The 15,803-nt window shown below is 50.6% G+C and carries 13 protein-coding genes; 5 read left to right on the forward strand and 8 right to left on the reverse strand.

The window, feature by feature from the left end; all coding sequences use genetic code 11:
• Nucleotides 1-259: 259 nt before the first annotated feature.
• A complete protein-coding gene (locus tag HV243_RS05780) occupies nt 260-862 on the reverse strand; it encodes a short chain dehydrogenase (RefSeq protein WP_047499476.1) in 603 nt (200 codons plus the stop codon).
• Nucleotides 863-960: 98 nt separating this feature from the next.
• Between HV243_RS05780 and HV243_RS05785 the strand changes: the two genes are divergently transcribed.
• Nucleotides 961-1,851, forward strand: coding sequence for a LysR family transcriptional regulator (locus HV243_RS05785; RefSeq protein WP_016157283.1), 891 nt, complete (start codon nt 961-963; stop codon nt 1,849-1,851).
• Nucleotides 1,852-1,894: 43 nt separating this feature from the next.
• Here HV243_RS05785 and HV243_RS05790 read toward each other — a convergent pair whose 3' ends face one another.
• From HV243_RS05790 to HV243_RS05800, 3 genes are read right to left on the reverse strand one after another with little or no spacing between them, the layout of a single operon-like run.
• Complete coding sequence (locus HV243_RS05790) at nt 1,895-3,409, reverse strand: tripartite tricarboxylate transporter permease (protein ID WP_016154129.1); 1,515 nt, start codon at nt 3,407-3,409, stop codon at nt 1,895-1,897.
• Nucleotides 3,410-3,419: 10 nt separating this feature from the next.
• The gene (locus tag HV243_RS05795) at nt 3,420-3,854 is read right to left on the reverse strand and encodes a tripartite tricarboxylate transporter TctB family protein (protein WP_016154128.1); all 435 of its coding nucleotides are present in this window, start codon (nt 3,852-3,854) and stop codon (nt 3,420-3,422) included.
• Between the two features lie 14 nt (nt 3,855-3,868).
• Nucleotides 3,869-4,846, reverse strand: coding sequence for a tripartite tricarboxylate transporter substrate binding protein (locus HV243_RS05800; RefSeq protein ID WP_053389464.1), 978 nt, complete (start codon nt 4,844-4,846; stop codon nt 3,869-3,871).
• A 153-nt stretch (nt 4,847-4,999) separates the two neighbouring features.
• Between HV243_RS05800 and tctD the strand changes: the two genes are divergently transcribed.
• Nucleotides 5,000-5,674: a transcriptional regulator TctD gene (gene tctD, locus HV243_RS05805; RefSeq protein ID WP_053389465.1), complete on the forward strand. Its 675-nt coding sequence runs from the start codon at nt 5,000-5,002 to the stop codon at nt 5,672-5,674.
• Complete coding sequence (locus HV243_RS05810) at nt 5,661-7,112, forward strand: sensor histidine kinase (protein ID WP_053389466.1); 1,452 nt, start codon at nt 5,661-5,663, stop codon at nt 7,110-7,112. Before tctD ends, HV243_RS05810 begins: the two co-directional genes overlap by 14 nt.
• Here HV243_RS05810 and HV243_RS05815 read toward each other — a convergent pair.
• From HV243_RS05815 to HV243_RS05830, 4 genes are read right to left on the reverse strand one after another with little or no spacing between them, the layout of a single operon-like run.
• Complete coding sequence (locus HV243_RS05815; RefSeq protein ID WP_053389467.1) at nt 7,105-8,187, reverse strand: fimbrial protein; 1,083 nt, start codon at nt 8,185-8,187, stop codon at nt 7,105-7,107. The genes HV243_RS05810 and HV243_RS05815 overlap by 8 nt on opposite strands.
• 10 nt (nt 8,188-8,197) lie before the next feature.
• Nucleotides 8,198-10,750, reverse strand: a complete 2,553-nt coding sequence (locus HV243_RS05820) for a fimbria/pilus outer membrane usher protein (RefSeq protein ID WP_053389468.1) — start codon at nt 10,748-10,750, stop codon at nt 8,198-8,200.
• Between the two features lie 13 nt (nt 10,751-10,763).
• The gene (locus tag HV243_RS05825) at nt 10,764-11,435 is read right to left on the reverse strand and encodes a molecular chaperone (RefSeq protein ID WP_016157277.1); all 672 of its coding nucleotides are present in this window, start codon (nt 11,433-11,435) and stop codon (nt 10,764-10,766) included.
• 54 nt (nt 11,436-11,489) lie between these two features.
• Nucleotides 11,490-12,062, reverse strand: coding sequence for a fimbrial protein (locus HV243_RS05830; protein ID WP_053389469.1), 573 nt, complete (start codon nt 12,060-12,062; stop codon nt 11,490-11,492).
• Nucleotides 12,063-13,110: 1,048 nt separating this feature from the next.
• On the opposite strand from HV243_RS05830, the gene HV243_RS05835 reads away from it, so the two are divergent.
• Together HV243_RS05835 and HV243_RS05840 are read left to right on the forward strand one after the other, a co-directional pair.
• Nucleotides 13,111-14,526 (forward strand): undecaprenyl-phosphate glucose phosphotransferase, encoded by a 1,416-nt coding sequence (locus HV243_RS05835; RefSeq protein ID WP_181603939.1) that lies wholly within the window; start codon nt 13,111-13,113, stop codon nt 14,524-14,526.
• The gene (locus tag HV243_RS05840; RefSeq protein WP_053389470.1) at nt 14,516-15,802 is read left to right on the forward strand and encodes an outer membrane beta-barrel protein; all 1,287 of its coding nucleotides are present in this window, start codon (nt 14,516-14,518) and stop codon (nt 15,800-15,802) included. The genes HV243_RS05835 and HV243_RS05840 overlap by 11 nt, the downstream gene beginning before the upstream one ends.
• Nucleotide 15,803: the final 1 nt, after the last annotated feature.

Here is a 15,803-nt window from a genome sequence, read left to right on the forward strand (position 1 = left end):
AAATCGTTCCTCTCAGTAGATTGTCAGGGAGATATGGCGCAGCTCGTTTCGTAGCCATAAATTAAAAATATCTACATTTTTGAAAAACGCGCACAGAATGAGCTTGTTTGTTTATTATTTGTGATCAAAAACAACAATTATTTAACATTATAAAAAGTGAGGTTAAGTGCGGGGATGAGAAGGGAGGACAGGTAATGTTATTTTAAAACAAAGAGTTAATTATGCTGCCGCTGAGGGTAACTCAACGGCAGCAGCAAAGTCAGTAACCGACTTTATAAATGCGCCCGGTTTGGATGCCTTCCACGCTGCGGCGATAGGCATTGGCAACGGTAGCGGCGGGGACGCTTTCAAAGCCTGGGAAGAAACCATCGTATGCTTCGGCGGATTCACTGAGTACGGTTGGGCTTATCAGGTTAATGCGCTGACCACGACCTAGCTCACAGGCAGCAGCGCGCACAAATCCTTCCAGCCCGGCATTGATCGTTGCCGCATTCGCCCCTTGTGCGATGGGTTCATCGGCGATAATGCCGCTAATTAGCGTAATAGAGCCGCCATCATTGAGGAAATGTTGTCCGGTTAATGCCAGACGTATCTGGCCTAACAGCTTATCCTGTAATCCCTGATTAAAGTCCTCGTCGGTCATTGTCGACAGCGGGCCAAAGAACAGGTTGCCGGTGGCGGAAACGATCGCATCTACCCGACCGACTTTTTCAAACAATGCCTCGACACTCTCCTGCGAGGTGATATCGACCTGGTAATCTCCCTGCGTGCGACCTACGCGGATCACCTCATGTTTACGGCTTAACGTTTCTGTGACTGCGCGCCCCACTGTACCGCTGGCACCAATAATGACGATTTTCATAACCACCTCCAGAATAGTGTGAGCCACTATTCTTTAATGAAAATGAAATCGGATAAACTGGCTATAAGTTAGATGATTACTAACCAGGAGTTTGTAATATGGATAAGCTGCGCGGCATGGAAACGTTTATCGCCGTGGTGGAGAGCGGAAGCTTTACCTCCGCGGCAACTAGACTCGAGATGTCTGCGGTGATGGTGGGAAAATATATCACCCAACTGGAAGCACAGCTCGGCACGCGTCTGCTGGAGCGCAATACTCGCCGCCAGAGCCTGACCGATGCCGGGCGTGTCTATTTTGAAGAAGCCCGCCGCGTGCTGGAGCAGGTGTCGATAGCTGAGCGTTCGGTAGAGCGTCTGCGGCTGGCCCCTGCGGGGACGCTGCGCATTAGCGCGCCTACTTCTTTTGGCGCTTGCGTTATCTCGCCGTTGGCCGCTGCGTTTTTACAGGCCTGGCCAGAGGTGCGCATTGAGCTGGATCTGACCAACCGGATGGTTGATCTGGTGAATGAAGGCGTCGACCTGGCGATCCGTATTGGCGATATCCATCAGACTGATGTGGTGGCGAAATACCTGTGCCCTTACCGTATGGCGATCTGTGCGTCAAAGGATTATCTTGCCCGTCATGGCACGCCCCTTACGCCAGCGGATCTGGTGGATCATCTGTGCCTGTCCCATACCGTGTGGACGGCTCGCAACGAATGGATACTGCCTGGCGTGACGGGCGAAGTCAGATGGAAGCGTGATGCGATCCTGCGCTGTAACGATGGTCATGGCCTGCGTATGGCGGCGGTAGCGGGGGCCGGACTGTTATTGCAACCGGAGGTGCTGCTGGCGCAAGAGTTGGCTACCGGGAAACTGATTCGGATACTGGAGAAGTTTACGCCGCAGCCGCGGCCGATTCATCTACTGTGGCGACAAGATTTGCGTCCGCTGCCCAAGCTGACGCGGTTTGTTGAGCACGTACTCAGTGCCGTTCAGGAATTAAGATGAAAATGCCGGATAAGACGCGTCAGCGCCGCTATCCGGCATATTATTAGCTGATATCCACCTGCGGTTTGCTGTTACGTTTACGAATCAGGCGTAGCACTGGTGGGACGACGATAACCAGTACCGCCATCACCAGCAGCACTTTCGCCACGCCGCTGGCCCACAGAATATCCATATTACCGTTACTGATAGACAGCGCCCGACGCAGGTTCTGCTCCAGCATTTCCCCGAGAACGAAGCCTAAAATCAACGGCGACATCGGGAAGTGCATTTTGCGCAATATGTAGCCCAGCACGCCGAGGGCAACCATCAGCACCAGATCGAAAGTGGTACTGTGGACGGCATACACGCCCACCGCGGAGACTGCCGCGATAGCCGGTACCAAAAACCACAAGGGGATGGTCAGCATACGGGTAAACAGGCCGATCAACGGGATGTTCATCACCAGCAGCATTACGTTAGCAATCAGCAGCGCCGCAATCAGCCCCCAGACGATGTCCGGCTGTTCGGTGAACATGGCCGGACCCGGGGTGATATTGTACAGCGTCAGCGCGCCCATCATCACCGCCGTGGTGCCGGAGCCCGGTACGCCGAGCGTCAGCATCGGGATAAAGGAGCCACAGGCCGAGGCGTTGTTGGCGGCTTCGGGGGCCGCCACGCCGCGTATATCCCCTTTGCCGAAGCTGTCGCTATTGCCGCTGAGCTTTTTCTCGGTCATATAGGTGATAGCGCTGGCAATGGTTGCGCCCGCGCCGGGCAGGACGCCGACGAAAAAGCCAATCACCGATGAACGCAGGGTTGCGCCAACGCACTGCGCACCTTCTTTGGCGTTAAATAACATGCGGCCCGTTTTACGCACCAGCGTCTGGCCACTGCTGGTATGTTCCAGCATTAACAGTATTTCAGAGACTGAGAACAGCCCAATCACTACCACGATAAACTGCACACCGTCGGAGAGATGAACGCTGTCAAAGGTAAAGCGATAAACCCCGGTATTGGCGTCAACGCCGACGGTCGCAAGGCCGAGACCGATAAGCGCTGCCAGAAATGATTTCAGCGGGTTTTGCGCCATCATGCTGCCGAGGCAGGCAATGGCGAAAACCATTAAGGCAAAGTATTCCGCCGGACCGAAGGCCAGCGACCATTGGGCTAACGCCGGGGCAAACAGAATGATGCCGCCGATAGCGATAAGCGAACCAATGAAAGAGCTGACCGCCGAGATAGAGAGCGCAACGCCACCACGGCCTTGCTGCGCCATCGGGTAGCCATCCAGCGCGGTCATAATCGCCGCCGCATCGCCGGGAACATTCAGCAGGATGGAGGAGATACGTCCGCCGTATTCACAACCTATGTAGACCGTAGCCAGCAGGATCAGCGCAGATTCTGCAGGCAGATGCAAAGCGAAAGCCAGAGGCAGGAGGATCGCCACGCCGTTAATGGGTCCAAGACCAGGCAACAGCCCGACAATGGTACCGACAAAACAGCCAATCAGGGCGATGACCAGGTTTTCCGGCGTCATGGCCACCGCGAAACCCTGAGAAAGATAAATCCAGGTATCCATCGTTTCTCCGTTAACCCAGCCAGGCGCCGAGTGGTAAGGTGACGTCAAGCAGTCGGTCAAAGGCATACCACAGCAGAATGCCGAGTACCGCGCCGGAAATACCCGCAGCCGGAATGGTTGCGCCGAACAGCATGCCAATCACCACGGTGAGAATGGCGGTGGAGATGGGAAAACCGAGCCATTCGAAACCCCAGGCGTACATCAACAGAACAATCACCATCGTCAGCAGCTTTTGCAGAACGTGACGGCGGGGCCAACTGATGGTGTCGGGATGGCGCAACAGCAGCGCCACGGCGCATACCAGCATCAGGCTGATAATGCCAAGTGGAAAGGGACGCGGCCCAACCGGCTCATAGCTGTATTCGCTGGTGATTTGCCAGGCCACGAACAGCCCGGCTATACAGAGCAACAGCCAGATACCTGCAAAAATACGATCGCTCATCATCTTTGCCTCTGCGCTTATTTCGCCAGACCGAAGGCTTTCGCCTGCTCACGGTAATCCATGACCTGCTTTTTCACGTATTCGTCGAGCTGCTTACCGCTCATGTTGAATTCAAACAGGCCGCGCAGATCGCGCTGCTTTTTAAACTCATCGGTCTGCTGGAGTTTGTTAAAGGCATCAACCCACCACTGATACTCGGCGTCGCTGACTTTTGGTCCAACGTAGAAGCCACGAATGATGGGCCACACGAGGTCATAACCCTGCTCTTTGGCGGTTGGCACGTTAGCTAACTGGCCTGGCAGACGTTCATCAGAGAACACGGCGAGCACGCGGATTTTGTCGCCGCTAAGATAAGGCACCATCTCGCTGAGATCGCCGGAAACCACCTGGACGTGATTCCCCATCAGCGCGGTGACCGGTTCGCCGCCGCCCTCAAAGGCCACATAGCGCATCTTGTGTGGATCGACGTTGGCTTTTTGCGCCAGCAGCGCCGACTTCATCCAGTCCTGACTACCGATAGAGGCGCCTGCGCCAATGACCACGCTGTTAGGATCTTTCTCCATAGCCGTCAGCAGATCTTTCAGCGTTTTCCATGGTGAGTCCTGGCGTACGGCAATCATGCCGTAGTCAGTGCCCACGCTTGCCAGCCAGCGGACATCATCAACGCCGTAGCGACCAAACTTCCCTTGTGACAGGTTCAGCAGCGAGCCGCCGGAGAATGCCACTACGGTACCCGCTTCAGCCGGACGTTGCGCGACGATCGCGTTATAGGCCACGGCGCCAACGCCACCGGGCATGTAGGTTACGCGCATTGGTTTTTCGATAGCGCCGGTTTCCATCATGCTCACTTGAATCAACTTACAGGTGAGATCGAAACCACCGCCAGGTTTAGCAGGGGCGATACATTCTGTGCGCGATGGCGCTTGTTCCGCCAGAACAGAGGTACTCATCAGTAAAATGCTTGCAGTAAGGGTACGAAGTAACTGTTTTTTCATTGTTTATCCTCACGCCGGAAAACCGGATTTTCGGGTACGGAAGAAGATTTTTGTGATTATGTGAGCCGATGTGTAGCAGTTCGGTTGCATGATTGTTAAAACATTAACCTTTCAATTCCCTTTCAATGCGGCAGAAACTTTACAGGATGTGATATGCGTCTCTTATTAGCGGAAGATAACCGTGAGTTAGCTCACTGGCTGGAGAAAGCGCTGGTGCAAAACGGTTTTGCCGTCGACTGCGTTTTTGATGGCCTGGCGGCCGACCATCTTTTACAGAGCGAAACGTACGCGCTGGCGGTGCTGGACATCAATATGCCGGGACTGGATGGTCTTGACGTCGTTCAGCGCCTGCGCAAACGCGGGCAGGCGCTTCCTGTGCTGCTGCTGACGGCGCGCAGCGCGGTGGCCGATCGGGTGAAAGGATTGAACGTCGGGGCCGATGATTATCTGGCAAAACCGTTTGAAATCGAGGAGCTGGATGCCCGGCTGAGGGCTTTGCTACGCCGCAGCGCGGGGCAGGTGCAGGGCATACAGCAACTGGGCGAACTGGCGTTTCACGATGAGGGCTATTTTCTGTTGCAGGGGCAGCCGCTGGCGCTCACGCCGCGCGAACAGGCATTGCTGACGGTGCTGATGTACCGTCGATTGCGACCGGTTTCGCGTCAGCAGTTGTTTGAACAGGTCTTCAGTCTAAACGATGAGGTCAGCCCCGAAAGCATTGAATTGTACATCCATCGTCTGCGTAAAAAGCTACAGGGAAGCGATGTGCGCATCGCCACGCTACGCGGGCTGGGCTATGTGCTGGAGCGTAGCGATGAAGTGGGTTAAACCCCAATCGTTGTACCTGCAACTGCTGATGTTTCTGGGTTTGCCGCTCATGTTGTTGTGGGGGCTGTCGGCATTTAACAGCTATGTCAGCGCGCTACAGGCGGCGACGCAGGCGTATGACCGGACGCTGCTCTCGTCTGCCAGAACCGTCTCCGAGCGACTGGTGGTGCACAACAAACAGCTGGAAGTGAATGTGCCGTGGGTGGTGCTGGACAGCTTTGAGCTGAATATGAACGACAGGTTGTATTACAAGGTGGTCGATCCGGCGGGGAAGGTTATCTCAGGTTATGACGATTTACCTGCGATGCCGCCTGCGACATCGCGTACGCGGCTTTATCCGGCGCTGGCGTGGTTTTATCACACTGAATATCGCGGGGAGGCAATTCGCGTGGCGCGTCTGCTGCAGCCCGTCAACGAGGGCGGCATTATCGGCATGGCCGAGATTTATGTCGCCGAAACGCTGCAATCGCGACGTTACCTAGCGCGACAGCTGCTGTTTTCCTCGTGGGTTTCGCAAGGGCTGCTGGTGCTGCTCACGCTGGTGCTGGTCGGCTGGCTGCTGCGTCGGGTGTTACGCCCGATGCGCCAGCTGTCATCGCTGATGGTGCGTCGCGAGCCTGGGCTGCTGACGCCGCTGCCGGAGCTGCTGCCGTGGTCGGAAACCCGTCTGTTGATTGTGGCATTCAACCGTTATCTGGACAGACTTCGCGGCCTGATCTCTCGCCAGGAACGCTTCAGCGCGGATGCTTCTCATCAGCTTAAAACGCCGCTGGCGGTGCTAAAAACTCAGGCGGCGGTGGCCCTCGCCAGCCAGCAGCCGCAGCAATGGTATGAGAGTCTGCAAGCCATGAGCTCCACGCTGGACAACACCATTCAACTGACGGAAAGGCTGTTACAGTTGTCGGCTGTGAAGCGCAAAGAGCAAGGAGAAAGGCACTTCTCGCCGGTTAATTTGTATGAGGTGGTGCAAAGCAGTTGTTTCACGCGACTGGCGCAGGCGCGCAGTAAAGGGATCGATCTGGGCTATGAAGGGGAACAGGATGCGGTGTGGATTGAGGGCGATGAAGTCCTGCTTGGCGAACTGTGCGGGAATCTGCTGGATAACGCACTGAAATACACGCCGCCGCATGGTGTGGTAACCGCCCGTCTGCTGCGAAACGGAGAGGCAGTGGTGCTGGTGGTTGAAGATAGCGGGCCGGGTATCGATGAGCAGATGGTGCACCAGGCGCTGCTACCGTTTCATCGCCTTGATAACGTCGGTAATGTCCCTGGCGCCGGGATAGGCCTGGCGCTGGTCAACGACATTGCTCGTCTGCACCGCACGCACCCTCAGCTATCACGGAGTGAAACATTAGGCGGGTTGAGCGTACGACTGCGGTTTTTATGCCTGGTGCGAGACGCGCAGGACGATCAGCATCGTCCTGCGCCTGTTATTTAAAGGTCACCGTCGCATTGACAGGAATACTAAATGTGCCGGGTTGGGGAGGATTCTTCAGCCAGAACAGGGTTGCCATGAACTCTTTGCGTCGGCTGTCGCTCTGGTTGGTAAATGCGCTGCTGGCAAAATCGATACGGTTGCCGCTGATAATGTCCCCGGAGCCGGGGTGTGCAGCATCCTGGAGCGTAACGCCGATATCTGGCGTCCCCTGACCGGTAAAAACTGCGCCGCTGTTGCTCGTGGTGCCGGTAAACGTTACCGCGTAGTTGATGCCGCGACATTCATGCTTCCCGGCGGCTTCTGCGGCAATAACGGCAAACTGTTTACTGTGGCTGTTATCTTTTCCCACTTTTGCTTCGGTAATGCTGATCCTGCCAAACTCGACGGTATCCGTTCCTTTGTCAGAGCTGATAGAGACGATCGGTTCGCAGTTGATATAACTGATGTTATTCAGGCCATTAAGCGCGGGGCCAAAGTTTTTTGCCGGATTGCTGGTGGAGCAATGCGAACCGCAGGCGTTAATGCTGCCAATACCGTCGACGACGAAAACTTTGTTGATGGTGCGACCGGCCAGCGCAGGCAAAGGATCCGGGAGTTTTCCGGTAGCGACCAGACTGAGGTTAAAGGTGAAAGAAAATGTTTGTGGGCGCGCCTGGCAGTCACTGGTATGGCTGTGGTTATTACTCCTGCAGTAGTTGTCTGAACCTGTTCGGGGCAACGTTGCCTTATATTGGGTGGTGACGGCCTGGGCGCTTTGATCGTAGGGGCGACCATCAATGCTCACCACCAGTTTCATATTGGTTCCCTGCAGAAAATGCGCAAATTCATGATCAGGGTCGATGTAGATTCTGGCGGCTTCGCCGTGGGGCATATAGTCTGTGTCGCGGCAAGTGACGCTAACGGTTTGCGGATTGGACACCCAAACGGTGTCCCCAGCGGTGGTACTGTGGCTGATTTTAATGGGATCAACGTGTACGGAGACGCTGTTTGCTGTACAGGTAACCGCATAGCTTGCACTACTGAATATCGGCAAACAAAGTAGCACCACAAGTTTAACTATTTTTAACGGATTCATTGATTGCACCTTACGAGCCGACGCACTGGGCGGTAATTTGTGTATATCCGATTTTCTTCACCGGCTGGTTATGGTTATCCGGCATTTGAATAAAGCAGTGTTCATTTGCATGGGAGCCCCAGCGCACTTCCAGGCGAGAATTGTCTTCCACACCGCTGGCATACAGTGCGCCATGCATACCGACCAGACCGTGGCTACGACCTTTGGTATCTCGTACGTTCGCGCCGACCGGGGGGGCAATATTGCCGGGCATGACGGCATTGACCAGATAGTTGCGGCCGCTGAAGGTTTCAAACACCACTTTGCCGATGGCTTTCTCTGTTGGAACAATTTTTTTCTGTGCCTGCGGAATATCCAGCCCGGCACCAATATCAGCGGTATTCAGACTCACCACGTTGTAATGCCATGCGTCTGCGGCGGTAAGGACCGCATAGCCGTTACCGTCAATTGCCACGCCATTTTGTTGCTGGATATGGACACCGTCGGCATTTTTGGCCTCGACCAACACCATGGTATCGCCAGGAGAGTGCATGAGCGTCACGCCGCCTGCGTGCAGCATTGCCCCGCCGCTGATGCCCATATTCATATTCTGGTAGTTGCGTCCTGCGCTGTAGCCCCCCTGAACATTCATCTTGTCGCCTTGCCAGGCGGCGTTAACCCCGGCAGAGGAATCCTGTCGATCGGTGGTACTGCCCTGAACGCCCCAGCTCAGACGATCGTCAAATGCTGTATTGCTGTAGCTGGTGGAGTAGCTGTCGCCATTCTGCTGGCTATGCATGATGTTGGTGGAGACAAAGCCGCGGCTATCCATGAAATCGAATGGAATGGAAAGCGTCAGGTTGATACTGCGGTCCTGGTAGTCGTACTGGTTACGGGTATCCTGTACATAAACGCTCCAGTTGATTTTCCCCAGTGTATCGTTGTAACCCAGCTGTATCGTGCGGTCGTGACTCCCGTTGTGCCAGTAGTTTTGCTGGCTGGCGCTGACATAAAGAGAGGCGTTATCCCACAAACGCTGGTTAACAGAGACCTCAAAACGTTGGCGGCGATTATTGTAGTTAGTGGTGTAGTAATGCTTTTTGTTGTGCTCTTCGCCAGGAAAACGCAGTTGTTGATTCGGGTCGTCATAGGCGATGTCGTAATAGCCCGAGGACCAGCTGTTATGCTCGTTAATGGTGTCGCTAAAGCTGTAATAACCGGAGGTATTGTAGCGGTAGCCTACCAGACGGAAATCCGTACCGTACTGGTTCAGCGATTTGGAGTATAAGAAACGGTAACTTTGTCCTGTGGACGCATCTCCACTGGCAAGCTGCGCTCTGGCGGTAGTGATATCGAAAGAGATCGCGCCGAACTGGTGCAGATCCTGAGCGATCCCGGTGGCAATCGCATTATAGCTTTCTGCGGTCAGGAAACCACCGTACAACGTGGAGCCAAAGCTGAGACCATAACTCAATGTGCCTTGAACAAAGCGGGGCCGCCAGCCGCCGCTGTAACCGTCGCGGTATTCCCCTGCCGTAAACTGAAAGCGGTTGTTACCTGCACGCAGCATGTTCGGGACCGCTGAATAAGGCACACTGAAATTACGCCGACTGCCATCGGCTTCAATAACGCTGACGTTCAGGTCGCCGCTTTGGTTGCTGGGGTTGATATCGTCAATGTCAAACGCGCCTGGCGCGACGTTTTTACTGTAAATCAGATAGCCATTTTGACGGATTTCTATTGTGGCATTGCTATTGGCGACGCCGCGAACGACTGGCGCAAAATCGCGTTGGCTATCAGGCAACATGTTTTCATCGCTGGTGAGCTGTGCCCCGGTAAACTGGATGCTGTCAAACACATCGTCGTCCGTATAGGTTTGCCCGAAGCGCAAGCGGCTACGCAGCGCAATAATATTACGTTCCACCCACGTGGAAACCGCCTGCCATTGACGGCCTGAACCGCTGGCATAGTTGAAAGTAGACTGGTTGCGAAAATGCCATCCCGCCAGGTTTATACCGTTGGCAAAACTGGCAAAAACAGAGTCATGATCCTGACCCTGTTCAATCAGGTGCGTCGTATTGGCGTTGTAGCCGACAAAAGCGGCATTAATCCCATCGTCATAGGCCGATTCAGGCACGGCGTCATGCGCAGTCGAAAGCAGAAACGCTTCTGGTACTGAAATATCAATGCGCTGGTAGTTTGCATCTGCCGTCAGGCGACTGTTTGCGATCAGAGCCGTGAGCTCCACGCAGGTATCGGCGTTACCTTCAGGGATTTTAATCCCGTATTTGCGCAGATCGTCCGCGCTCAGGCAAGGTTGCGGCTTGCCTTGTGGTTGACGTCTTTTAAAGTCAACATTGCGCGTTTCGACGAAGCTATGGTCTAGATATATATCGTATTCAAACGTGCCTTCGCTAAGTCCGTCATTACGGGCTATTTGCACTACGGAGGTAATATTTTGCGTACCATGTACAAAACGGGTATTAAACTGCGGCGTGCTGCTGGCGTATGCAGGTATGCACACGGCCAGCGTTGACAGCGTAAAGAGGGTGTACCGTTGCGGCTGCTTATTTTTTTTCATCATGTGCAACCCTAACTTAATTGCAAGATACCGGGACGTTATTAACCGCGTTAGTGCCGCCGTAATCATCTACCCAGCTAAAACCGATATGGCTGACTTTTTGCTGTGACAACGCAAACGTGCGTTCGCCATGCGGATTAACCATGTCGGCATCGATGTTTTGGCCGTTAATATGTAATTGCGTCAGGGAGATATGTAACGGCGTCGCATTGACTGCCCGCAGAGTATGACCGTGGCACTGCCACTGTAATTTCTCAACGGCTTCAGGTAGCGTCATATTCAGCCCAACAGGGCGATAAAATAGTTTGATGCGAATACGCTGCGCCAGCTGTAAGGTATTTTCTTCATTCTCGATGGTGGGGATTTCCTGCACATTAATCCACACTACAGATTCAACATCCTCAGGAAAGCCATTGCCCTGATAAATAGCTCGCAACACGGCTGATTTATGGCCATCAAGTTTCAGGATCGGGGGCGTAATTAACATTGGCAGATTGGCTGGTGTCTCATCCGGATTACCATTATCCAGCCACGTCTGTACCATATATGGCTTGTCTGTATTATTGTTGACGTCAAACATCGCCGCTTTATCGTTCTCATTATAAATAACGCGCGTTTGACCCAAATTAATTGCGCTGTGAGCGGTGCTAACCACACACAGCAACAGGTAAAAGAATATTTTATTCATCAGGTGCACTTTCCAGGTTCAGGGAAGAGTGCCATCCATAGCAATCAACGTCCGTTATTTATAAATGACGGTGTAATTCATATCCGCAGTGATCGTGCCAGCTGCAGGCAGCGTTGCGCCAATTTGCTGATATTTGGCGACCAGATCGATTTGTGCATCGCCATTTTGATCTGCTGTTAAGCTCACCTCATTACTACCGGAAGCGAAATCGAGGGCATGACCCGCTTGATCCACTTCGATGCCAACATCGGTGGCAGAAGCCGAGCCACGTTTCGCTTCCAGAAGTGCTGTGTTACTGCCAGGGGTTTTACCAGTAAAGACCACCACATAGCCGCTTCCTCCAGTTACCCCACTACAGCCGCTAAATTGCAACGTAAACGGAGTATCACCGGTGCTAGAGCCCGCGCCGCTAAATAGCTGGTTGGTAACTTGTGGCAATGCCACTGTTTTACCTGGCTGGTTTGCTGTGCTCACCACGCAGGTACTGGCAACAATTTCACCGGTAAAATGGACCGTCGCGGTGGCTTTAGAACCTGTTGCGGCAGTGGTAACGTAATTCGCTGCTGCGCCAGCATTAGCGGCAAACAAAGCGACCAGTACACTGCTGGTAAGTGCAGTTTTCATCATCATAACTCCGTTAAATTTATTATTTACCCAGAAAAGTACTTGTCAGAGGCACAGATTCAGCTGGAGTTCATCAACGTCAAAAAATGATGTAGGACTTCATTTGAAAGAAATGATTAACGTGCGTAAATTGCTCAACAAGTAATCCGGTGCGGATATTATTTATTTGCGAAAAATAAGTAAACAAAATTTTTTGGCATGATTGAATGGCTTTGGAAGGTGTTTTTATATATATCTTAACAAAAGTGTATACATTGTTATCAATAATTCGTTGGGGCGATTTACGCTGCTTTTAACAAAATTTTAATGCTGTCATTTATTCTCTTCTCTTTATTTTAAATCGATGTGTTGGTAAGCGCTGAAAATTCTGATGTTAAAGGTGTGTTCATGCAGAATGTTGACATTAGTAATATGTAACACGCATTTTCTCAATGATTGGCTATCGTTTTAATTTAAGCCATGCTTGCCACTTCTACTCATCGGAGTTGCTACAATTATTTAAACTAAATTTTTTTACTATTCGTTTTTTTTTGAATTTTGAGCGTGAAAATGAAAGCAATCGCAGACTCTTCGTAAAATACCTTATTTATAATAAGGTTGCTAATCATTGCTTTGTAAATGTGTTACTAAGTTATTTTTATGGTGGGAATTATAAATAGACTTATTGATTTCTTCTTGTCGCTCTCCAGGACTCTCATCACTGACCATAGCGCAACGAGGTTTGGACAAAGTATTGCTTTTTGTAAGGTTAACGCGTTGTCAGGCGATCATCATGTGATTCTACCCGTGGTAGCTTATGAATTGTGAACTGTCAATGACGTTTATGTTGCAATTAATCATGTTTTTTAAGGATGAAATTAAAAAATATTACCAATAAATAATCATCTAAATCATTGGGTTGCATTTGTATGGTGCGAAACCCATCACATTGTATTACATTGTTTTTTACATTTAATGACTGTGTGCCATTGCGTTTTTAAGACTTGTGATATAATTAGCAACATAAATGAGGAAAAAAACAATTAAAAATCAATAAATAATGGGCTGAGATATGCTTAAAAAATCGCTAAAGATTAGCAGCCACGGATATCCAGTCTTTTTAAAGCTGGTCGATTTCATTGTAATCAATCCGACGTTAATTTTTAGCGCCCATCTGTTAGGTCTGGCACCATTTAACACCATTGCCATTCTGAGTATTCTCTTCTCAGTCTTTTTCTTACTGTTTGCTGAATACATTAAAATGTATCAACAAAAGATTAAGACGATCGGTTTACGTAATCAAAAACGGTTGGTTTTTTGTACGCTACTGGCGATTTTTTTTAACGAACTGGTCAGCATGACGGTGGCTGAACCCGAGTCTCTCGGCTACTTAGACAAACTGCCTTCCCCCTTTTATTCAGCGATTATTTACTGGTACTTCATCCCATTACCTTTTCTTTATTACATTCGCTTTTTCATTTTTAAATATTCAACGAAAAAGAGTATGCGCGTGGCGATTATTGGTCTGACCGACAATGGTCTGGCTGCAGAAAACGCGTTAATGGATGAATACGCTAATATCACATTAGATCTGGCTTTTTATGATGAGCGCGCCTTATCCCGCTGTGGCGATATCGTCGATAAGGTAAAAAGCCCCTTTCGTGGGCCGGTGATCAATCTGGTTGAGGAAGCCCGGCAGGGAAATATAGACGAAATCTACATCGCTTTACCGATGGTAGCTTTACAACGCATTCGTCATTTTTTGGCGATGATGTCAGACACCACCGTAGATACGTATATTGTTCCTGACTTCTACACCTACAGTAACAACATGTCCAAGCTACGCTCCATTCACAACCTGCAAACTATTGGAATTTTTAGTTCGCCGTTTGAAGGGGCGGGGTCGTTTATCAAGCGGGCGGAAGATTTGGTACTTGGTAGCATCATTATGGTGATGATTTCTTCGCTGATGTTGGCCATTGCCATTGGAATCAAACTCACTTCCCGCGGGCCAGTCTTTTTCAAACAAGATCGGTATGGTCTTAGCGGGCAAAAAATTAAGGTCTGGAAGTTTCGCTCGATGCGCGTTATGGAGAACGCCGATACGGTTATTCAGGCCACTAAAAACGATCCGCGGGTAACCAAATTCGGTAGTTTCTTACGCCGCACCTCACTGGATGAACTACCGCAATTTATCAATGTATTGCAGGGAAGTATGTCGATTGTCGGTCCCAGACCTCATGCGGTTACGCATAATGAGCAGTACCGTAAACAGGTCGAAAATTACATGATCCGCCATAAAGTTAAGCCTGGGATCACCGGGCTTGCGCAAATCAACGGTTTCCGCGGGGAAATCGATGCGCTTTATAAGATGGAAAAAAGGGTTCAGTACGATATTGAGTACATTCAAAACTGGTCTTTATGGCTGGATATAAAAATTATTATTAAAACTATTTTTAAAGGATTTATCGGTAAGAATGCATACTAAATTACTCGTTATTACCGGAATCGTGATATCGCAGCCCGTATGGGCTGATTTAACACCGAAATCACACATTGGCTTTGCGGGGATCGACTTCCAGGGCAAGGTCGCTGTGGACTATGGTTATAATGATAACGTGTCTTATCAGCCACATAGCAGAGATGCTATCGGTTCCTCGTTTCAGAGCGCAGCGCCCGTTTTGAGTATGATCGGAGAGCGCGGTCAGGATAAGTATTTACTGATGTACTCCGGTGATTATCGTAACTACTCAAGCGATTCCGCTGATAACTATAACGATCATTTTTTCCGTTTTAACGGTGCCTGGCGCTATGGGCTCAAGCACGGCTTAACACTCAATCTGGAGGATACGCTTGGGCACGAATCCCGCGGTCGAGGGATCACTGAGGGGTTTCTACCGGGTCAATTCGAGCAGTATGGGATTAAATCTCCGCTGACGACGAATTTTATTAACAGTGAATTGCGCTATAGCTATGGCGCGCCGGATGGGCGCGGGAAAGCGGAACTGGCGTTGTTATACAAAAAACTGACGTTCGGCAATACGTCCGACGCCCAGGAGAGTAGTGAAGATTTCTACAATTATATTCAGGAACAGGAATGGCACGAAAATAGCCTGGTGGCAGAAATTTTTGACCAATACACATCCAGAACGCGTTTTCGCTATAGCTTTATTACTAACCAGCGTCACTATGATAACAACTCAGAAAAAGACACTAATGAGTATTATTTGCTGTATGGCCTGAAGTCGCAGTTGACGGGAAAAACCAATGTCGACATGAATATTTCATGGTTGTACAAGACATTTGAAAACAACGCAAACTCGCATGATTTTAATGGTCTAAACTGGGATGTAAAAGGGGAGTGGAAGCCGTTACAACAGTCTGTTTTCACGGTGCACTCAGCGCAAAGCATTAAAGACCCATCGGAAGTTGGGGGATATATTTTAGTCACCCAGTATGGTCTTTCTTACCAGCACTTCTGGTTAGGCAACCGTTTCTCTACCTTGCTGGATTACTCATACACTTCAGAAGACTATAAAAAACAGAATAAAGATCGGCATGATAAAGATGGGGTATTTAGCGTAACCATGAGCTATGACTACACACCGTCGGTCAATTTTGAGATTAAATATCAAATAGATACGTTGAATTCGAATAAGGATACTGATTCGTTTTATATCGGTCCCAACGACAATCAGGAAGTCATCAGAACGTTGGGTTATGATAATTCTATGATTATGCTTAAAGCTAAGGTTCAGATCTAAA

Source organism: Citrobacter sp. RHBSTW-00599, from assembly GCF_013784065.1.
In the GTDB taxonomy this organism is placed as follows: Bacteria; Pseudomonadota; Gammaproteobacteria; order Enterobacterales; family Enterobacteriaceae; genus Citrobacter; species Citrobacter braakii.